Below are 20,217 nucleotides of genomic sequence, written 5' to 3' on the forward strand. Positions count from 1 at the left end.
CCACAGCGTCGAATCTCCACCCGATAGATGCCGGATCGCGCTAGCTTGGATATGTGCGGTGATGCCGGTGACGGCCCGCATACCGACCGAAACGCCGGTGACGCCGATGGTGAGAGGTGGTCACATGGATCCGGAGCAGACGCGTATGCAGCGCGGGCCTGCCGAGGCGGCGCCGGTGGGGCTGAATACGCAGCGGACGATGGCGCCGGGGGTGCCCGACAAAGCCGTGATCGCGGAACTCGATGCCATGGGGCTCACGGGCGCCAAGGAGATCGGACGCGGCGGGTTCGGTGTTGTGTACCGGGCTTTGCAGCCGGCGCTGGATCGCGTGGTCGCGGTGAAGGTGCTGTCCTCGGAGATCGATGTGGAGAGCCGGGAGCGGTTCCTGCGCGAGGAACAGGCGATGGGCAGGCTGTCCGGTCACCCGAATATCGTCGACATCCTGCAGGTGGACGTGACCGAGACCGGGCTGCCGCTGATCGTGATGCCGTACTGCTCGCGTGGCTCACTCGAACGGCTCATCCACGATCGCGGCCCACTGACCTGGTCGGACACCCTGCGGGCCGGGGTGAAGCTGGCGGCGGCGATCGAGTCGGCGCATCGGGCGGGCATCCTGCACCGGGATGTGAAACCGGCGAACGTGCTGATCAGCGGCTACGGCGAACCGCAACTCACCGACTTCGGCATCGCCCGCATCCCCGGCGGTTTCCAGACCTCGAGCAGCCTGATCACCGGCTCGCCCGCGTTCACCGCGCCGGAGGTACTCAAGGGCAATGAACCGACCGTGCGGTCGGATATCTACGGCCTCGGCGCGACCCTGTTCGCCCTGCTCACCGGCCACGCAGCGTTCGAACGCCACGCGGGGGAGAAGGTGGTTGCCCAGTTCCTGCGCATCACCACCCAGAACGTCCCCGACCTGCGCGCCCAGGACATCCCCGGTGACGTGGCGGAGGTGATCGAACGTGCCATGTCCCCCGAGCCCGACGACCGTCCGGCCTCGGCCTACGAGTTCGGCGAGATGCTGCGCGATGTCCAGCGCGCACACGGCCAGATGCCAGACGAAATGGCGTTGCTCGACTCCGAGGAGACCACCGACGACGCCCCGGAGGTTCTGAAGTCGGTCACCGGCCGCCGCAGCTGGCCGCTGACCTTGCAACCCGCGGGGGCCTCGGTACCCATGCCGAGCTCGACGACCGGCACCTTTCCGCCGACCGCCGCCACCAAATTCCGCCCGCCCACGCCCGCGCGCGAGCCCTTCCCCCGCCAGCGCCTGCTCGACGTGCTGCGTGAGGGCGGCGCGCGCCGACTCGCCCTGATCCACGCGCCCGCCGGTTTCGGCAAGAGCACCATCGCCACGCAGTGGCGCGCGGACCTGGCCACCCGCGATATCCCGGTGGCCTGGCTCGGCGTCGACCAGGACGACGACAGCGAGATCTGGTTCCTGGCCCACCTCATCGAGGCCATCCGCCGCGTGCGCCCCGATGTCGGCGCGGGCCTCGAGCAGGTGCTGGAGGAGCGTCCCGCCGACGCCGTCGCCTACGTGATCGCCACGCTGATCGATGAGATCCACGCCAGCGGGCAACCGGTGGTCGTGGTGGTGGACGACTGGCACCGGGTGCGCGACCCCGGCGTGCAACGGGTGATGGCGACCCTGCTCGACAACGGCTGCCACCACGTGCGGTTCGTCATCACCAGTCGCGATCAGTCCGGCCTGCCGATCAGCAGGTTGCGGGTGCGCGACGAACTGGTGGAGCTGGACGCCGCCGCATTGCGGCTCACCGAATCGGAGACTCGTCAGATCCTGGTGGAACGCAACGGTTTCGCGCTCACCCACGAGCAGGTCGAGCAGATCCACATCGCGACCGACGGCTGGCCCGCCGCGATCCAGCTGGTGAGCCTGACGCTGCGGGGTAAGGCCGACCCGACGCAGCTGCTCGCCTCGCTCGCCGAGGGCGGGCACGGGATGCGGGAGTACCTGGCCGAGAACGTGCTCGACGCGCTGGCGCCGGAGCAACTGGAGTTCCTGATGGCGATCTCGGTGGTCGAGCGGGTGAACGGTTCCCTGGCCGGGCTGCTCGCCGACGTCGCCGACGGTGCCGCGATGCTGGCACAGGCCGAGCAGCGTGAACTCTTCCTGCATCGGATCCAGCACGATCCGGAGTGGTATCGCATGCAACCGCTGTTCGCCGAGCATCTGCGCGCCCGGCTCGATCGCGAACATCCCGGGCGTTCGAAAATGCTGCACCGCAAGGCCGCTCGCTGGTACGCCGAGCATCAACTGCTGCGCAAGTCGGTGGATCACGCACTGGCCGCGACCGATCTCAAACTCGCCGCCGACCTGCTCGAAAGCGGCGGCATGGACCTGATCGACGGGTCCCGGCTTGCCACCCTGCTCGGCACCGTCTCGAAGCTGCCCGTGCAGCAGGTGACGTCGCGGTCGAAGCTGTTGATGGCGGTGGCAAGGGCGAATATGAACATGCAGCAGACCGGGACCGCCCGCAACGCGCTCGGCAGGCTCTCGAACCTGCTGGCCCGCAGCGCGCCCGGTGCGCCGGAACTGACCGAGCAGCGGTGTGTGGCAACGGTGCTCGACGCCGCCGATCGGGTCGCACACGATGACATCGCCGAGGTAGCCGACAGCCTGGCCGCCATTCTGGAAGAGCCCGGCGACCTGCCCGCCTGGACGGTGTCGACCGCCGCCAATCTGATGTCGTTCGTTCGGCTGTGCGAGTTCGACTTCGACGCGGTGACCGACCTACAGGATTGGGCCGCCGACTATCACACACAGTCGAAGGACCCGCTCGGTCCGGTCTTCGGCCTCTGCGCGTTGGGCGACGCCGCCTACGAGCAACTCGATATCGCCGCTGCTACCGCCTCTTTCGAGCAGGCCTACGAGACTGCCCGAACCAGGGCGGGTCCGCGCTCGGACGCCGCACGCATCGCGGCCGCGCTGCTCGGTGATCTGGCCTATCGCCGAGGCGATCTGGCGCTGGCCGATCGGCTCCTGGACGAGAGCAACGAGCTGGTCACCCGGGTCGGTCCCGTCGACTTCCTGATCGCGACCTTCGTGACCGGGGCCAGGGTGAAGGCCACGCTCGGCGACCAGTACACGGCCTCGGCGCGCCTCGACGAAGGCGCGCGAGTGGCGGCGGAGAACGGGTTGGCCCGCCTGGATGCCCAGGTGCGAGCCGAACGGTCCAGGCTCGGATTCCCCACCGGAGAAGACGGCTTCGTCCCCGACGCCTCCGGCAACGGTGCGCGGCGCAAGAAGGGCGCCGCCGCGCTGATCACCGAGGCGCGCGCCATCGCCGATATCCGGATCCTGCTGGCCGAACAACGGCTGCGCGCCGATGATCGTGCCGCACGCCACGCCAGGGTGATCTACGCGAAGACGCTCGAACAAGGCCGTCCCCGCGCGGAACTGGACGCGACCTTGCTGCTCGCCGAATGTCTCGCGTCGGCGGGATGGGTCGGGGAAGCGACCGGGCTGGTGCTGCCGGTCCTGCGCACCTGCGCCGAACTGAGCTGGAGCAGACCACTGCTGGACGCAGGCCCTGGTGTGGTCGGCCTGCTGCACGTGTTGCGCACGCAATCCCATGACGGGCAGGACCATCCGATCCTGCAGCACCTGCCCGGTCACTTCCTCGACGAACTGCTGCAATAATCTTGGCGGCTGGCGCCGCGGTTCTCGGCGCTGAACTCCACCTCTTCCCTCCCTACGGGCACTCCTTCGTCGCACCCTTCGGTCAGTCCATCGGCGGAGGCGCGCCGAGAACCTAAGGCTGCCACCACGGACGCAACGGGACATCCCAGGTGCCGTTCGAATCGAGCTTCACGCCGAGCACATGGTGCAGCTGGATCACATTGCGCTGGAAGCCGAGTCGACAGCCGGCCATGTACAGCCCCCACACCTTCGCGGTGCCCTCGCCGACCTCGGCGACGGCCGCGTCCCAATTGGTGACCAGGTTCTTGCACCATTCGTGCAGCGTCAGCGCGTAGTGCTCGCGCAGGTTCTCCTCGTGCAGCACTTCGAGGCCGACGTTCTGGATATCGGAGATGATGCGGCCGGAACCGATCAGCTCCCCGTCGGGGAAGACGTAGCGGTCGATGAAATCGCCCGCCTTGGTGGTGCGGGTGTTGTCGTGGCGGGTGATGCAGTGATTGAGGAACAGCCCGCCCACCCGCAGCTTGTCCTTGATGTAGCCGAAGTAGAACGGGTAGTTGTGCACGCCGATGTGTTCGGTGAGGCCGATCGAGGAGACGGCGTCGAATTCGCCCTCGGGGATGTCGCGGTAGTCGCTGTGCCTGACCTCGGCGAGCTCGCCGAGACCTTCCTCGGCGATCTTCTGCTGTGCCCAGGCGGCCTGCTCGGCCGACAAGGTCGCCCCGATCACCTTCACGCCGCGGCGTGCCGCGTAGCGGACCATGCCGCCCCAGCCGCAGCCGATGTCGAGCAGCCGGTCGCCTTCCTTCAGGCGCAGCTTCTCGAAGATCAGGCGGTACTTGTTCTCCTGTGCCTGCTCGAGCGTCCAGTTCTCGTCGCCGTACACCGCGCAGGTGTAGGTCATCGACGAGCCGAGGACGTACTCGTAGAACTTGTTGGAGACGTCGTAGTGGTGGTGGATCGCCTCGGCATCGCGAGTCTTGGAGTGGCGCAAGCCCTCCAGCGCGATCCGGCGCCAGCGCGGCAGCGTCTCCTGCGGCGGAGGTGCGATCGGCTTGAGCCGCTCCCAGCCCAGCGAGCGGGCGATGGTGACCAGCGACAATGCCGAAGGACGATGGAACTTCATGTCCTGCATGGCTTTCAAGATGTCGTACGGGTCACCGGGATGCACCCCCTCGGCGATCATGTCCCCGGCGATGTAGGCCCGCGCCATCCCGAGGTCGCCGGGGGCGCCCGCCAGGTAGTTGATGCCGCGTGGGGTCTTGATCTCGAGAGTGTAGGGCGCGTCCTCCGGGCCGGTCGCGCTGCCGTCGTAGGCGGTCACGCGCACGGGGATCTCGCCGTCTACGAGGCTTTCGACGACCTCGGCGATGTTGAGCCGGGTCCCCAGCTCTGCCAATACCTCGGATCGGTCCTTGAATGTCGTCACTTGCGTTGCACCGCCTTCGAATACAGATTCAGCAGTCGTTGGTCCGGGTCGTAACGGGTCTTCAGTTCGATATAGGTGTCGCCGCCGTAGAGCTCGGCGAACTCGGCCTCGTCGTAGTAGGAGTCCGAGTAGAGCGATTTGTGTCCGTCGAACGCGGACACGATCTTCTCGATGGCGCGGTTGGCCGCCCCTTCCGGTTGACCTCGCTCGGTCGGCACCGCCGACCAGAATCCGACATTGACGTAGGTGCGCTGTGGTTCGAGCGGATACAGCGGCCACGGACGCGCGCCGTCCGTCGCCGGCGCGTCGTCGAGCGCACGCAAGCGCAATGGGCACAACCAGATCGGCTCGATCGGTATTTCCCGCAGGAACCATTCGACGAAGTCGGCGGTGTGTTGCACCGGTACCTCGATGTCCTGCACGACGCGTTCCTGCGGGGGATTGCCGTTGCGGGCCTGCCTGCGATCATCGATGTGGTACTTGCGATCGAGCGCGACCAGTTTCCAGTAGAAACTGCTGCGGCGCTTCGACTTCGGCCAGAGTCTACGAATCTTCGGATTCTGGGCGCCGAACGCGCGTGAGCACCAGAACCAGTCGGTGTCCCACCGCCACAGGTAGTCGTGGATGGTCAGCCGGTCGCGCGTCACGCCGTCGGGGTGCTGCAGGGAGCGGTAGAAGATGTCCATACCGGTGTAGTCGCTGACCGGGCCAGGCTCGTCGGTCTGGCGACCCAGGGTCAGATAGCTCTCGCCCGCGCTGAACACCACGCCATCGATGTAGTCGACTTCTTCGCCCTCGAAGCGGCGTTCGATGACGATCCGGTCGAGTTCGGCTTCCAGTTCGCGCAGGTCGTGAAAGCGCACGTGCCGCAGTTCCACGAACGGCAGGACGGGTTCGAGCTCGATCTTCAGCCGGACGGAGTAGCCGAGAGTGCCGTAGGAGTTGGGGAAGCCGTGGAACAGGTCGGCGTGCTCGCCGGTGGGCGTCGCGGTGACGATCTCGCCGGAGCCGGTCAAAATGTCCATTTCCAGGACGGATTCGTGAGGTAGACCGTTGCGGAACGAGGTCGATTCGATGCCGAGGCCGGTCACCGCGCCGCCCAGGGTGATGGTCTTGAGCTGGGGCACCACCAGCGGCGCCAGCCCGTAGGGGAGGGTGGCCGCCACCAGGTCCTCATAGGTGGTCATGCCCGCGACGTCGGCCGTGCGGGCTTGCGGGTCCACCGCGATCACCTGCCCGAGGCCGGACACGTCGAGACCGGGCGCGGTGGGTGCCGCCCTGGCCCGGAACAAGTTCGATGTCTTCTTCGCCAGTCTGACGACGGCACCGGGTGGGATGGCGCGATAGCTTTCCAGCAGTCGCTCCACACCCGCCCGATGCGCGGCATATCCGGACTCGCGTGTGGCCGGTTCGTGACCAGCCCTACCCAAAAGACTCACTGCCACCCCTTTGACGCTAGTACGACCGTGTCCGCCGGGCCACCGGATACTTGCGCGCCGCGACAAAATGTCACGCACATGTTCCCGCACCGCCCCGACCTGGTCGGGTGAACCGGTCAGGGACAGGGCAGGATGTAACACGGTCGAGATATCGCCACACCCCCCAGCAAGGAGTCAACAGTGGGACAGGTCAGCGCCAGCAGTTCGATCGTCGTCGCCGCGGATCCGCAGCGCACGCTCGCAGCGATCGGCGATTACGAGACGGTTCGGCCGCGCATTCTCTCCTCGCACTACCGCGACTACAAGGTTGTCGAAGGCGGCAACGGCGCGGGCACCGTGGTGGAGTGGACGCTGCAGGCCACCGAGAAGCGCACACGCAACGTGCGCGCGACCGTGACAGTGGCGGATTCGGTCCTCACCGAACGTGACGCCAACTCCACCATGGTCAACACCTGGACCGTCACCCCCGACGGCACCGGCTCGAAGGTCACCGTCGAGACCACCTGGAAGGGTGCGGGCGGCATCTCGGGCATCTTCGAGGGCATCTTCGCCCCGCTCGGCCTGAAGAAGATCCAGGCCGAGGTGCTGGGCAACCTCTCGCGCGAACTGGCCTGAGCTCAGTTCACGGGTCAGTCCTTGCCGATGTCGAAGAGGTTTCCTTCGGGGTCGGCGAGGGTGGTCCATTGGATGCCGTACTCGTCGAAATCGCCGATGTGCTTGCCGCCCAGGCTGACTGCGCGCTCGATGTAGTCGGCCCACTCGGCTGTATGGAAGTCCAGGTGGACCACATTTTTGCCAGGGGTCTTGTCGGGGACCTGGATGAACATCAGGATCGGGGCGAGGCCTGCGGATTTGCCGACGGTGGCGAAATACGGCGACGCCTCCGGGTCGACAGGCACGGCCAGCAGCTGTGCGTAGAACTCGGCCTGTGCGGTGGCGTTGTGACAGTCCATGGTGATGTTCGCCAGGGCGATGGGCATCAGATTTCTCCTTCGGTGATCGGCCAGCACACCTCGGTGCGGTAGTCGGCCTGGTTATCGGTGGTGTCCGGTCCGACGAGGTAGCGCTCGCGGACCGGTTCGTCCGGCAGAGCGGCGCCGTGCTCGGCGACGTGGCTGCCGAGCGCGCCATAGGTGCGGTCGAAGTCTTCGAACGGGCCGTCGTGGACGGCCACGGCGAAGTGGCGGGCCGGAAATTCGACGACGGCGAAGGCGCCGGTGGGGACCAACTCCGCGCCGGGCGGTAACGGCACGAACGCGGTGACCGCACCGTTGTCGTCGGTGAAGAATTCGTTCGAATATGTGGCTCCCGCAACACCTCCCGGGTCGACGCCCGACTCGAGCAGGGTCGTGTACAACTGCTCGAACGCGGCGCCGCACCAGTCGGCGATGGCGATGCGCTCGATCCGGTCGGTGACCGTGAGCGCCGTGAACGCGGGCTCGATCCGGTAATCGACCTCGATCGGTGGTGCGGCTGCGGTGAGCAGGGCACGCAGCGAGACCACCACCTCGCGGGTGCGTTCGAGCGCGGCCTCCATCCTGATCAGGTGCGCCCGCAGGGCGGTGTCCCGCTCGCCGGGATCCGCGGTGGCGAGCACGGTGCGGATCTCCGGGAGCGGCATGTCCAGGTCGCGCAGGCGGCGGATCAGATGGGCCTGCTCCACCTGGTCGGTGGAATATCGGCGATAGCCGGTACCCGCGTCTACCTCGACCGGCTCCAGTAGCTCGATCTCGTGGTAGTACCGCAGCGTCTTGACGCTCAGATGGGTGAGGCGGGCGAACTCGCCGATCGCCACGGTTGCTGTCATGACGTCCAGACAACACCCTCCAGCGGGTGGAGGGTCAACAGCGATCAGGCAGGCGTCAATACGAAGGAGGCGAGCAACGGCCACTGGCCCTCGCGCCACCACGAATAGCCGAACCAGACGCCCGGGGTGATCTCGCGGATCTCGTCGTAGACCTGCGGGGTGGGCGAGGGCGCGTAGTTCAGTGCCCAGGTGGGGGCGCCGTCGAGGATCGACGGTGCTCGATAGACATCGGCCGGGAACGCCTCGATCCCGGCGCCGGTGACCCGGTTGGTCAGTGTGCCGCCGTCGGGCCCGGTGCGGAACACCTTGCCGGTCCACAGCGCCGGTGCGGCCGCTTCGAGCTGCGGCGGGCGCGTCACCCAGCCGTTGGTGAGGCCGTTCGCCACCGCGCCCGCCTGTGCGTCGCGGTAGATCTGGTCCTGCTGGGTGACACTGCAGCGAAAGCGCAGCGAATCGACGGTCGCCGCACGATTGCCGGGATCGAGTACGCAGCCGTTGCCGTAGTCGGTGATCCCGTCCCCCGGCTCGGCCGATACGACGGCGGGCGAGAGAAGGAGCAGGCTGGAGATGGATGCGCTCAAGGCCACGATCGATGCCAGGCGCGCACGGGATGCATTCATCGACTCTCCTAGAGATTGCTGAATCATTGCCCTATCGAGGCATGATCGTATGCCCGAAGTCCCGACAGAGCCATTCAATCAGCCTCCATTTCCCACGACTAAACTGGCAACGGCACGCGGCCATGCCGCGCACCCGACGTACCCCACGGTTTTCGGCCGCCTCGCACCCGAGGGGCGAGACGGAACGCCGAAGGCGCAGTATCGTCCCTCGGGTGCGAGGCCCCCCAGGGCCGAAAACCCCGCGGCGCCAGCCGCCAAAAATACAGGAGCGTTGTGCAACCCGGTGATGGTCAGTTCGATATGCAGGCACTGCTCGCTCAGGCTCAGCAGATGCAGCAGGCAGTGATGCAGGCGCAGGCCGAGCTCGCCGAGACCGAGGTGGCCGGTCAGGCCGGCGGCGGTCTGGTACAGGCCACGATCAAGGTCAGCGGCGAGGTGATCGCGCTGACGATCGACCCGAAGGTGGTCGATCCGGAGGACGTCGACGGACTGCAGGACCTGGTCATCGGCGCGATCAACGACGCGATGGCCAACGCGCAGCAGCTCGCGGCCGAGCGCCTCGGCCCGCTGTCGCAGGGCCTCGGCGGCGGTTCGATGCCCGGTCTGCCCGACTTCTGATGTATGAGGGGCCGGTTCAGGATCTGATCGACGAGCTGGGCAAACTGCCCGGCGTCGGTCCGAAGAGCGCACAGCGCATCGCTTTTCATCTACTGCAAGTGGAGCCGCCGGATATCGACCGTCTGCAGGCCGCCCTGCAGAAGGTGCGCGACGGCGTCCAGTTCTGCGTCTCGTGCGGCACCGTCGCCGATGGTGAGCTGTGCCGGATCTGTGCCGACCCACGCCGCGACCGCACGATGATCTGTGTGGTCGAGGAACCCAAAGACGTGCAGGCCATCGAGCGCACCCGTGAGTTCCGTGGTCGCTACCACGTGCTCGGCGGTGCGCTCGATCCGCTCAGCGGCGTCGGGCCCGATCAGTTGCGGATCAGGGAGTTGCTGACCCGCATCGGTAACCAGGAAGACGGCATCGATGTGAGCGAGGTGATCATCGCTACCGACCCGAATACCGAGGGCGAGGCGACGGCCACCTATCTCGTGCGGATGCTGCGCGATTTCCCCGGACTCACCGTTACCCGGTTGGCCTCCGGACTGCCGATGGGTGGCGATTTGGAATTCGCCGACGAACTGACGCTAGGCCGGGCGCTTTCCGGCAGGCGGACGTTGTAGGACCGATCAGCCGGATCAGAGCTCGACGCGGGTCCAGGTGACGCCCTCGCTGGTGGCGGGCTTGCCGTTGGCCCAGTCCCAGATGATGCGGGCGACCTCCGCCGGGTCGTCGAGGGTCGTGCCGAAATGCCGGTCGGGGGCGCCGTCGCGGTATTCGAGGGTGTAGGGCCCGCTCGCATCGCGGTAGGTCTGGATGTAGCGCTGTTCGCCCTGTTCGACGATGAGGTACGGGTTGGGGGCAGCGAGCCCGGCGACCCACTGGTGCGCCAATTCCTCGGTGAGATAGGGGAATTCGCCCGCGCCGCCGTGCGTGACATTGATCGCGATGTGGTCGGCCGGGTCGATGATCCAGGTCAGCTGCGGATCGTAGACGGCGTAGCCGCGCGGGGTGGCGAGGTCGAAGAGCAGGTTGCGGACGAAGCCGATGGCGTCGTACGGCGAGGGGATGTAGAGCGTGTCGCCGCTGGGGCCGCCGACGGATTCGACGCTGAGGAACGAGTCGTCCACCGGCAGCTCGGCGTTGCGCGTGTTCAACTCGGCCGCGATCTCGGCGATCGGTTCGGACTCGGTCAGGCCTTCCTGGGCGGCCAGGTAGGCGTCGATCTCGTCGACAGAGCTGGCGACGCCGGACGGCAGAAGGATGTGGTCGTAGCTCACGCTGTAACTCTAGCGGCTGACGCCGCGGGTCTCGGTCGGCTATTACCGCGGTGTTTCGAAAGGGGTGCCGGTGGGGAAACTCCGGTTTCGTCGGCCCGCGCGGTGCCGGGGGTATGTGGTCAACTTGGTGAATGGGCATCAAGGTGTCACTCGAGCACCGCACGGCATATTCCTTCGATCGTCTCGTCGAGGTGCATCCGCATGAAGTGCGGTTGCGCCCCGCACCGCATTCGCGCACACCGATCGAGGCGTACTCGCTCGAGGTGTCACCGGCCGAGCACTTCGTCAACTGGCAGCAGGACGCGTTCGGCAATTTCGTTGCGCGCCTGGTGTTTCCGAATCCGACGAAGGAGTTGTCGATCACCGTCGGGCTGATCGCCGACCTCGAGGTGGTCAACCCGTTCGACTTCTTCATCGAGGATTACGCCGAGTTCTTCCCGTTCGAGTACGAACCCACGCTCGCCGAGGATCTCGCGCCCTATCTGCGGCACGTCGACGAGGCGGAGCCGGGCAGCGGCCCAGGGAAGTTGCTGCGCGACTGGGCGCAGGCGCACCGGCCGCAGGGCCCGACTCGTGTGATCGACTATCTCGTCGAACTCAACTACGCGCTGCGCAACTCGGTCGACTACACCGTGCGCATGGAGGCGGGTGTGCAGACGCCCGATCACACGCTGCGCACCGCGCTCGGATCCTGCCGCGACTCGGCCTGGTTGCTGGTCGGCGTGCTGCGTGAGCTGGGGTTGGCCGCCCGCTTCGTGTCCGGCTACCTGGTCCAGCTCACCTCCGACGTGCCGTCGCTGGATGGTCCGTCCGGCCCGACCGCGGACTTCACCGACCTGCACGCCTGGACCGAGGTGTATCTGCCCGGTGCGGGCTGGGTCGGGATGGATCCCACCTCCGGCCTGTTCGCGGGTGAAGGCCACATTCCGCTCGCCGCCACTCCGCATCCCGGCGCCGCCGCCCCGATCACCGGGGCGACCGGGATCACCGAGGCCACCCTCGACTTCAGCAATGTGGTTCGCCGGATCCACGAGGACCCGCGAGTCACGCTGCCCTACACCGATTCTCAGTGGGACCGCATCGTCGCCTCCGGTGCCGCGATCGACGCCCGGATGGCCGGGGCCGATGTGGGCCTCACCATGGGCGGCGAGCCGACCTTCGTCTCCATCGATGACCAGGTCAGCACCCAGTGGACCACCGACGCCGACGGCAGACACAAACGCGAGCGCGCCGTCGACCTCGCCGACCGCCTCCGCTCGATCTACGCGCCGACCGGCATCGTGCAGTACCGGCAGGGCAAGTGGTACCCCGGAGAACCTCTGCCCCGCTGGGAGATCGCGATCGCCTGGCGGGCCGATGGCGTGCCGATCTGGCAGCGGCAGGACCTGCTCACCGATCCGTGGACGCCGGTTTCGCGGCATACACCGGCCACGCAGGGTGCCACCGAAACGGCAGGGTCCGCACCTTCGAACGGATACGCACCGGCCGGTGTCGAGGTCGCGACCGCCGTGGTCGCGCTGGGGCTGGCGGACGAGTCCGGCCCGATCGCGGCCGATGACGTGCCCGCGTCGGCCGACGCGGTATCGGTGCTCGACGAGCGCCTGCCCACCGTCGCCCCTGTCGACATGGTCGCGGTCCTCGACCCGCGTCGTCGGATCGGTGGTGACGAAGTCGCTGCCGCTGTCGTCGCGCTCGGCCTCGCCGACGATGACGACTTCCGCCGCGACGGCGAGACGAGCGGTGCCGACCTGCTCGACGATGCCGATCCGGGCGATCTCGCGCAGGAGGCAGAACCTGCTGTCGAGGAGGTGGAGTCCGACGATGGACCGGTGCTGATCGACGAGCCCGTCGAGTTGGTCGCCGCCGAACATCGCCGCACCGCGGAGAGTCAGCAGGCCTGCGCCGACGCCGGTGGCAAGGATCGCCAGGCGACGAAGGCCGAGGTGGCGAAGCAGGAGGCGAAGCAGTCGGCCGAGGCCGCTGAGAAGGCCACGGACGAACTGCGAAAGATTCTGGGGATCAAGAAAGTTCGCGGCAAGAAGGACGGGAGATCCGGGAGTGCGCCCCAGACGGCCCACCCGCACATCCAGCTGACCCGCTCCCAGCCGAGCAACGCGGCCGCCGGGGTGATCCACGACCGGGCGCCCGCCGCCGAGATCGGTGCGGCCAAGGCCTTGATCGCCGAGATCGCGGGCACCCTCGGCTTGCCCGATGCGCAGGTGCGACCCGCGTTCGAGGATCCGTTGGCGCGGTTGGCGGCGACAGTGAGCGCGCCGTACGGCGATCCGCCGCCCGCCGATATCGACCCGACCGAGGACTCGCCCGAGGTGCGGCGGGTACTGCTCGAGAGTTTGGAGGAGTCGGTCGATCAGCCGTCGGCGTATGTGCTGCCGATTCATCGGCGGGCCGACGGGGCGGGCTGGGCCAGTGCCGACTGGCAGCTGCGTCGTGGACGCGCTGAGGGCGGTCGCGGTCGGATCGTGTTGGCCGATGGCGATTCGCCTGCCGGACTTCGTCTTCCGATCGGGTCGGTGTCCTGGCACGCACCGCCGATCCTGCCCGACAGCGACCCGCTCTACCAGCAACCGCTGCGCGCGGACCGGGCCGAGCCGCCCGCCGCGGTGGAGTCCGCCGATTTCACGCCGACGACCGCGCTGGTCGCCGAGGTCAGGCAGGGGCGGCTGCATGTGTTCCTGCCGCCGGTCACCGAGCTCGACGACTTCCTCGATCTGATCGCCAAGGTCGAGGCGGCGGCGGTGGCGATCGGGCAGCCGGTGGTGCTCGAGGGCTACGCGCCGCCGAGTGACGCCCGGCTACAGACGTTTTCGGTGACGCCCGACCCCGGCGTGATCGAGGTGAACATCATGCCGACCAGCTCGTTCGCCGAGCAGGCCGAGGTGCTGAACACCCTCTACGAGCAGGCAAGGCTCGCCCGGCTGAGCACGGAATCCTTCGACGTGGACGGCACGCACGGCGGTACCGGCGGCGGCAACCACATCACCCTCGGCGGGGTCACCCCGGCGCGTTCGCCGATGCTGCGCCGACCCGACCTGCTGGTTTCCATGCTCACCTACTGGCAGCGCCATCCCGCGCTGTCGTACCTGTTCTCGGGTCGTTTCGTCGGTCCGACCTCACAGGCGCCCCGCGCGGACGAGGGTCGTGAAGGCGCGCTCTACGAACTCGAGATCGCCTTCGCCGAGGTCGCCCGGCTCACCGCCGAGCAAGCCACTGGTCCGACGCCCTACGAAATCCAGTCGGCCCCTTGGCATATCGACCGTGCGCTGCGGCATCTGCTCACCGATCTCACCGGCAACACCCACCGCGCCGAGTTCTGCATCGACAAGCTGTACAGCCCCGACTCGGCCCGCGGCCGACTCGGACTGCTGGAGCTGCGCGGCTTCGAGATGCCGCCGCATTTCCAGATGGCGATGGTGCAGTCGCTGCTGGTGCGCGGCCTGGTCGCGATGTTCTGGGACAAGCCGCTGCGCGCGCCGCTGATCCGCCACGGGGCCAACCTGCACGGTCGCTATCTGCTGCCGCACTTCCTGATGAACGACATCGCCGAAGTGGCCGCCGACCTGCGCGCGGCGGGCGTCGACTTCGACACCGCCTGGCTCGACCCGTTCACCGAGTTCCGCTTCCCCCGCATCGGCACCGCCATGATCGGTGAGGCCGAGCTGGAACTGCGCGGCGCGATCGAACCGTGGCTCACCCTCGGCGAACAGACCACCGGCCAGGGCACCGCTCGCTACGTCGACTCCTCGGTGGAGCGGTTGCAGGTGCGGTTGGTCGGCGCCGACCGCGGCCGCTACGTCCTGACCTGCAACGGCATGCCGGTACCGCTGCTGGCCACCGACAAATCCGACGTGCAGGTGGCAGGCGTGCGCTACCGCGCGTGGCAGCCGCCGAACTCCCTGCACCCCTCGATCACCGTCGACGCACCCCTGGTGTTCGACCTGGTCGACGTCGCGACGGGCATCTCCCGCGGTGGCTGCACCTATCACGTCGTGCACCCCGGCGGCCGGGCCTACGACGACGCGCCGGTCAACGCCGTCGCGGCCCAGTCGCGCCGCAATCGGCGTTTCGAGGCCGCCGGTCATACGGTGAACCCGATGGATCCCGCCGAACTCCGTGCGAAGATCTCGGCACAGTCGACCGATGTCGGAGCACCAGGCATCCTTGACCTACGCCGCGCGCGAACCGTGTGGGGCACATAGTCGGTCATTTGGCGCCAGCCGCAATCAACACAGGAGGCTCGGTGGCTCAGCGCGACGAAGCGCAACGGGGTGGGAATCGGCAGGGATCGGGCGTACGCGCCCAGGTTGCCGAGCAGTTCGCGCGGTATCGGGCCGAGAGCTCGGCGGATTCGCGCTTCGACGAGTGCGGCAGGCCGACCACGGGCTATTACGACGAGTTGGTCGACGGGCGCGGGCGGGTGCGAGCGATGTGGTCGGAGCTGTCCGCCGACTTCATCGATCAGGGGATCGGTGGGATCGATCGGATCGATCACCGGGTGCGCAGGCAGATCGAGGACGACGGCGTCACCTACACCGAGGTCGGTCTCGGCGGCGAGGACGACACCGCGATACCGCAACCGTGGCGCCTGGACCCGATTCCGCTGCTGGTCTCCGCCGAGGACTGGACCCGCCTGGAAACCGGGCTGGTGCAGCGCTCGCTGGTGCTCGACGAGGTGCTCACCGATGTGTACGGCCCGCGCAGACTGCTGAGCGCGGGTCTGCTGCCGCCGGAGGTGGTGTTCGGCAATACCGGGTATGTGCGGGCAGCGCACGGCATCACGATCCCCGGCACCCACCAGCTGTTCCTGCATGCCTGTGACATCAGCCGGTGGAGTGACGGGCAGTTCCGGGTGCTGGCCGACTGGGCGCAGGCTCCTTCGGGCGCCGGATACGCCCTGGCCGACCGTCGGGTGGTGGCCGCGGCGATTCCCGAGGCTTTCGAGCACGCGGGGCCGCGCCCGCTCACCCCCTTCGCCCGGGCCATGCGGTTGATGCTCGAGGAGGCCGCGCCCGAGTTGTCCGACGGGGAAGAGCCGGTCGTCGTCGTGCTCAGCCCCGGTTCGCATTCCGAAACTGCCTTCGACCAGGCCTATCTCGCGCAGATGCTCGGTTTTCCGCTGGTCGAGAGCTCCGATCTGGTGGTGCGCGACGGCGCGTTGTGGATGCGCTCGCTCGGCAGCTTGGAACGGGTCGATGTGGTGCTGCGGCGCGTCGACGCCGAGTTCTCCGACCCGCTGGATCTGCGACCCGATTCGCGGCTCGGCGTGGTCGGGTTGGTCGAGGTGCTGCGTCGCGGGGCGGTGACGGTGGTGAACACCCTCGGCAGCGGGTTGCTGGAATCGCCCGCGCTGAGCCCGTTTCTGCCGCGCATCGCCCGCTCGGTACTCGGCGAGGATCTGCTGCTGGACGCCACCCCCACCTATTGGGGCGGCGACGACACCGAGCGCGCGCACCTGGTGTCGCACGTCGGTGATCTGGTGCTGCGCTCCGCCGTCGACGGCTCCACGATCTTCGGACCGAGCCTGTCGGCGGCCGAACGTGCCGACCTCGCCGCCCGGATCGAGGTCGAACGATGGAAGTGGGTGGGGCAGGAACCCGCCGAGTTCTCGGTCGCGCCCGCGGTCGACGGCCTGGCGGGGTTGGCGCCCGCACCGGTCGGCATGCGGTTGTTCTCGCTGGCCCGGCGGGGCGGCTACACGGCGATGTCGGGCGGACTCGGCCAGCAACGCATGCGGCTCGAACCGACCCGCAGTGTGATCAAGGTGGCGGCCAAGGACGTGTGGGTCCGCGCGGCTCCGGCCTCTGTGCCCGCGGTGGGTTCCGAAGCGCCGCACGAGGAACGGTTGCGCAGGGCGATGCCGGTCGTGGAGGCGATCAGTTCACCGCGTGTGCTCAACGACCTGTTCTGGATGGGCCGCTACAGCGAACGCGCCGAGTCGGTGGTGCGCTTGCTCGCCGCCACCCATGACGTCTACCAGGACTACCGCTATCGTCCCTGGCTGGACGGCGCCGAAGCGTTGCCGATCCTCATGCGCGCCCTGTCGATCACTACGGGCACTGTCGCTCCACAGTCGGTGCTGCCCAACGGAATCAGCCAATTGACAGCGGTGCGGTCCGGCGATACCCCTGCTGCGGAAGATTCGAATCCCGGTGCTGAGCACGATGATTCGACAGGTGTCGAAGAAGCAACGGACGCAGTGCGTCACGACGCTCCGTCCGAGCCGATGGCAGCACAGTCGGCGGAGCAGAGCCAGAGCGCCGGCCAGGGGCGATCCACAGCTGGTGAGCCGGAACCCGATTCCGGTGGCGATGAGGCGGAGGCGCCTTGGGAGCGGGCGGGGACCAGCGCGCTGGCCCGCGCGCTGCGCACCACCGGTGTCACGCCTGAACGTGGTCCGGAGCCGGTACCCGAGCCCGAGCCCGAGCCGGTTCTCGCTCGGTCGCGGCAGGCGCAGGGACAGTTCACCCATCGAGCGATGGATTCCAGTGGTCAAGAAGGTATAGCCGCGAGACGGGCGGTGGCGGGTGCTTCGGCCGAGGGATTCCAGTACCTGGCCTCGGTGACCGGCGATCGTGAGCTGGCCGGGTCGTTGTCGTACGCGGTGGATCACTACGGGTCCGCCGCGCGGGCGGTGCGCGATCAGCTCTCGGGTGACACCTGGATGATCGTCGGTGCTGTCGATCGCGCGCTGGCCGAATTCCGCAGTGCCAGTACCGAACAGGAGACGGCGCTGTCGTCGGTGCATTCGCTGACGCTGGCGGCGTTGCTGTCGCTGTCGGGGATCGGCTCCGAGTCGATGGTGCGCGACACCGGTTGGTACGTCATGGATATCGGCAAACGGATCGAGCGTGGGCTCGCCCTGACGTCGCTGATCAATGCCGCGCTGGGGCGGCGGAGTTCGGCCGAGGCGCAAGGAGTGGTCGCCGAGGCGGTGCTCGCCGCGACCGAGTCGGCGGTGAGTTACCGTCGCCGCCATCGTGGTGCACCGCGCGTGGCCGCGCTGGCGGGATTGCTGATGTTCGATGCGGGCAATCCGCGTTCGCTGATCTATCAGCTCGACCGCCTCGAGGCCGATTTCCAGGCACTGCCGGGCGGTTCCGGCGCCTCGCGCCCGCAGCGGCTGCTCGCCGATGCCCAGCGCATGCTGCGCCGCGTCGACCCGGCCGACCTGGAAAACACCGACGACGACGGCGTACGGACCGAACTGGTGGAACTGCTGGAGGGGGTGCACTTGCGACTGCGCAAGCTGGCCGAATCGTTCGAAACCACCAAACTCGCTGTCCCGCTGGGCATCCAGCCCCTCTGGGGTAACACCAGGATGGTCGGATGACCCGGCGATACATGGTGGTGCACCGCACCACCTACAGCTACTCCGACGAGGTGACCAGCTCCTACGGTCGCGCGTACCTCACCCCGCGCGAATACCCGGGCCAGCGCCTGCTCGAGCACGAGATCTACATCGACCCCGTCCCCTCGGACCGCTCGGTGGGCACCGACGTCTACGGCAACACCACGACGTATTTCCACGTGACCTCCGAGCACCGCAATCTCGAAGTCACCGGTGAGTCCCTGGTCGATGTCGACGGCGAACACCCGGGGAGCATGCCGGGCGTCGATATGCCGTGGGAGGCAGCGCGTCCGAGCACTGCCACCGGACCACTCGCCGTCGAGTTCACCCTCGACCTGCTCCCACCCGAGATCACCCCCGACGTCATCGAATACGGGGCGGAGAGTTTCCCACCGGGCAGGCCGCTGCTCGAAGCCGTCACCGAGCTGAACACGCGCATCCACAACGACTTCCAGTACCGCTCGGGCTCCACCACGGTGAGCACCAGCGTGGCCGACGTGTTCGCCGCGCGCGAAGGTGTCTGCCAGGACTTCGCCCGGATCGGCGCGGCCTGCCTGCGCTCACAGGGCCTTGCCGCCCGCTACGTCTCCGGCTACCTGGCCACCGACCCGCCTCCGGGTAAAGAGCGCATGGTCGGCGTGGACGCCACGCATGCCTGGGCGGCGGTGTGGTTGCCCGGTACCGACGACACCGATCGCACCGGCCGCTGGATCGCCTTCGACCCCACCAACGACCAGTTCGCCGACGAGCGGTACGTGACGGTGGCGTGGGGCCGCGATTACCAGGACGTTCCGCCACTTCGTGGCATCATCTACACGGACTCGAAGCAGTCGACGATCAAAGTCTCAGTCGATGTAGCCCCGATTGATATAGCCCCGATAGAGGTGTAAGTCCGTGCGTGATTTCGTCTGTCCGAATTGTGGTCAGCAGCTGGCATTCGAGAATTCTGTCTGCCTGTCGTGTCGTAGCGCACTGGGTTTGAGCCTCAGTGAGCGGGCGCTGGTGGTGATCGGTGTCCCGCCTGGCGACGAACCGATAGATCACGTGGCCGGTGTCGTGGACAGTGATCGCTTCCGCCTGTGCGACAACCTGCATGTGGCGCAGTGCAATTGGCTGGTCGACGGTGACGCGTCCGGCCCCGGTCTGTGTGTCTCGTGCAAGCTCACCAGGACGCGGCCCAACAATTCCGACAAAGTCGGGCTCGCCGAGTTCGCCGAAGCCGAGAAAGCCAAACGGCGTTTGATCTTCGAACTGGTCGAGCTGGGCCTGCCGATCGTCGGCCGGGAGGAAGACCCCGAGCAGGGACTGGCCTTCGATCTGTTGTCCAGCCGCACCGACGATGTGATCACCGGCCATATGAACGGTGTGGTCACCCTTGATCTGGCCGAAGCCGACGACCCGCACCGCGAGCAGTTGCGCGTCGAGATGGCCGAGCCGTATCGCACGCTGCTCGGTCACTTCCGGCACGAGATCGGGCACTACTACTTCCCCGTGCTCGTCGCCGAGGACGCTGCGCTACAACGCTTTCGCGAGCTGTTCGGCGACCCCTTCGCCGACTATCAGGAAGCGCTGGACCGCCATTACTCGCAGGGCGCGCCCAAGGGCTGGAAGAGCGACTACGTCTCCTCCTACGCCACGATGCACGCCGCCGAGGACTGGGCCGAGACCTTCGCTCACTACCTGCATATCCGCGACACCCTCGATACCGCGGCGGCGTTCGGTATCGCGCCCGCGGGCGCGACGCTGGACCGTCCGCAGATCGGTCGGGCCGGGTTCGACAAGATCATCGAGCTCTGGTTGCCACTGACCTGGTCGCTGAACATGGTCAACCGCTCGATGGGCCGCGACGACCTCTACCCCTTCGTGCTGCCCGAGCGGGTGTTGGAGAAGATGCGCTTCGTCCACGAACTGTGCAACAGCAGTCAGCCCGCTGTGCCGGAGGCCATCGTGTAGACGCGGCAACGCATTGTCGATTTCGCTGCGACAGGCGTCACAGCTGGCTACGCTGC

General features: G+C 67.6%; 14 protein-coding genes. 8 read left to right on the top strand and 6 right to left on the bottom strand.

The window, feature by feature from the left end; all coding sequences use genetic code 11:
- The first annotated feature begins 124 nt into the window (after positions 1–124).
- Positions 125–3,664: a serine/threonine-protein kinase gene (locus tag IBJ82_RS08820; protein ID WP_228536814.1), complete on the top strand. Its 3,540-nt coding sequence runs from the start codon at positions 125–127 to the stop codon at positions 3,662–3,664.
- A gap of 112 nt (positions 3,665–3,776) precedes the next feature.
- Here the strand turns inward: IBJ82_RS08820 and IBJ82_RS08825 are convergent, their stop codons facing one another.
- Together IBJ82_RS08825 and IBJ82_RS08830 are read right to left on the bottom strand one after the other, a co-directional pair.
- Entirely contained in the window at positions 3,777–5,093 is a 1,317-nt protein-coding gene (locus IBJ82_RS08825; RefSeq protein ID WP_194825472.1) for a class I SAM-dependent methyltransferase, read from the bottom strand.
- A complete protein-coding gene (locus IBJ82_RS08830) occupies positions 5,090–6,532 on the bottom strand; it encodes an FAD-binding oxidoreductase (RefSeq protein ID WP_194826177.1) in 1,443 nt (480 codons plus the stop codon). Before IBJ82_RS08830 ends, IBJ82_RS08825 begins: the two co-directional genes overlap by 4 nt.
- Before the next feature lie 180 nt (positions 6,533–6,712).
- Here IBJ82_RS08830 and IBJ82_RS08835 point away from each other — a divergent pair, with 180 nt between their 5' ends.
- Positions 6,713–7,147, top strand: coding sequence for an SRPBCC family protein (locus IBJ82_RS08835; protein ID WP_194825473.1), 435 nt, complete (start codon positions 6,713–6,715; stop codon positions 7,145–7,147).
- Between the two features lie 14 nt (positions 7,148–7,161).
- Here the strand turns inward: IBJ82_RS08835 and IBJ82_RS08840 are convergent, their stop codons facing one another.
- The 3 genes from IBJ82_RS08840 to IBJ82_RS08850 are packed head-to-tail and all read right to left on the bottom strand — an operon-like array spanning position 7,162 to position 8,959.
- Positions 7,162–7,512: a VOC family protein gene (locus IBJ82_RS08840; RefSeq protein ID WP_194825474.1), complete on the bottom strand. Its 351-nt coding sequence runs from the start codon at positions 7,510–7,512 to the stop codon at positions 7,162–7,164.
- The gene (locus IBJ82_RS08845; protein ID WP_194825475.1) at positions 7,512–8,339 is read right to left on the bottom strand and encodes a MerR family transcriptional regulator; all 828 of its coding nucleotides are present in this window, start codon (positions 8,337–8,339) and stop codon (positions 7,512–7,514) included. Before IBJ82_RS08845 ends, IBJ82_RS08840 begins: the two co-directional genes overlap by 1 nt.
- 44 nt (positions 8,340–8,383) lie before the next feature.
- The gene (locus tag IBJ82_RS08850) at positions 8,384–8,959 is read right to left on the bottom strand and encodes a hypothetical protein (protein WP_194825476.1); all 576 of its coding nucleotides are present in this window, start codon (positions 8,957–8,959) and stop codon (positions 8,384–8,386) included.
- A gap of 300 nt (positions 8,960–9,259) precedes the next feature.
- Between IBJ82_RS08850 and IBJ82_RS08855 the strand changes: the two genes are divergently transcribed.
- Both IBJ82_RS08855 and recR read left to right on the top strand, forming a co-directional pair.
- A complete protein-coding gene (locus IBJ82_RS08855) occupies positions 9,260–9,577 on the top strand; it encodes a YbaB/EbfC family nucleoid-associated protein (protein WP_228536936.1) in 318 nt (105 codons plus the stop codon).
- Positions 9,577–10,185: a recombination mediator RecR gene (recR, locus tag IBJ82_RS08860; protein ID WP_056822003.1), complete on the top strand. Its 609-nt coding sequence runs from the start codon at positions 9,577–9,579 to the stop codon at positions 10,183–10,185. Before IBJ82_RS08855 ends, recR begins: the two co-directional genes overlap by 1 nt.
- A 15-nt stretch (positions 10,186–10,200) precedes the next feature.
- Here the strand turns inward: recR and IBJ82_RS08865 are convergent, their stop codons facing one another.
- Positions 10,201–10,842: a hypothetical protein gene (locus tag IBJ82_RS08865; protein ID WP_194825478.1), complete on the bottom strand. Its 642-nt coding sequence runs from the start codon at positions 10,840–10,842 to the stop codon at positions 10,201–10,203.
- A 131-nt stretch (positions 10,843–10,973) separates the two neighbouring features.
- Between IBJ82_RS08865 and IBJ82_RS34615 the strand changes: the two genes are divergently transcribed.
- Genes IBJ82_RS34615 through IBJ82_RS08890 form a run of 4 tightly spaced genes read left to right on the top strand, consistent with a single transcriptional unit; the run spans position 10,974 to position 20,161 of the window.
- Positions 10,974–15,059: a transglutaminase family protein gene (locus IBJ82_RS34615; protein ID WP_228536815.1), complete on the top strand. Its 4,086-nt coding sequence runs from the start codon at positions 10,974–10,976 to the stop codon at positions 15,057–15,059.
- A 41-nt stretch (positions 15,060–15,100) separates the two neighbouring features.
- Positions 15,101–18,190: a circularly permuted type 2 ATP-grasp protein gene (locus IBJ82_RS08880; RefSeq protein ID WP_194825479.1), complete on the top strand. Its 3,090-nt coding sequence runs from the start codon at positions 15,101–15,103 to the stop codon at positions 18,188–18,190.
- A complete protein-coding gene (locus IBJ82_RS08885) occupies positions 18,187–19,098 on the top strand; it encodes a transglutaminase family protein (protein ID WP_194825480.1) in 912 nt (303 codons plus the stop codon). Before IBJ82_RS08880 ends, IBJ82_RS08885 begins: the two co-directional genes overlap by 4 nt.
- A 4-nt stretch (positions 19,099–19,102) precedes the next feature.
- Positions 19,103–20,161 (top strand): putative zinc-binding metallopeptidase, encoded by a 1,059-nt coding sequence (locus tag IBJ82_RS08890; protein ID WP_194825481.1) that lies wholly within the window; start codon positions 19,103–19,105, stop codon positions 20,159–20,161.
- The last annotated feature ends 56 nt before the right edge of the window (positions 20,162–20,217 follow it).

Source organism: Nocardia sp. XZ_19_231 (assembly GCF_015355705.1).
GTDB classification, from domain to species: Bacteria; Actinomycetota; Actinomycetes; order Mycobacteriales; family Mycobacteriaceae; genus Nocardia; species Nocardia salmonicida.

Bases quoted from the DNA above. Each gene is read 5' to 3' on its own strand.
- IBJ82_RS08820 (WP_228536814.1), top strand. From the start codon at position 125: ATGGATCCGGAGCAGACGCGTATGCAGCGCGGGCCTGCCGAGGCGGCG.
- IBJ82_RS08850 (WP_194825476.1), bottom strand. From the start codon at position 8,959: ATGAATGCATCCCGTGCGCGCCTGGCATCGATCGTGGCCTTGAGCGCA.
- IBJ82_RS08845 (WP_194825475.1), bottom strand. From the start codon at position 8,339: ATGACAGCAACCGTGGCGATCGGCGAGTTCGCCCGCCTCACCCATCTG.
- IBJ82_RS08885 (WP_194825480.1), top strand. From the start codon at position 18,187: ATGACCCGGCGATACATGGTGGTGCACCGCACCACCTACAGCTACTCC.
- IBJ82_RS34615 (WP_228536815.1), top strand. From the start codon at position 10,974: ATGGGCATCAAGGTGTCACTCGAGCACCGCACGGCATATTCCTTCGAT.
- recR (WP_056822003.1), top strand. From the start codon at position 9,577: ATGTATGAGGGGCCGGTTCAGGATCTGATCGACGAGCTGGGCAAACTG.
- IBJ82_RS08840 (WP_194825474.1), bottom strand. From the start codon at position 7,512: ATGCCCATCGCCCTGGCGAACATCACCATGGACTGTCACAACGCCACC.
- IBJ82_RS08855 (WP_228536936.1), top strand. From the start codon at position 9,260: ATGCAGGCACTGCTCGCTCAGGCTCAGCAGATGCAGCAGGCAGTGATG.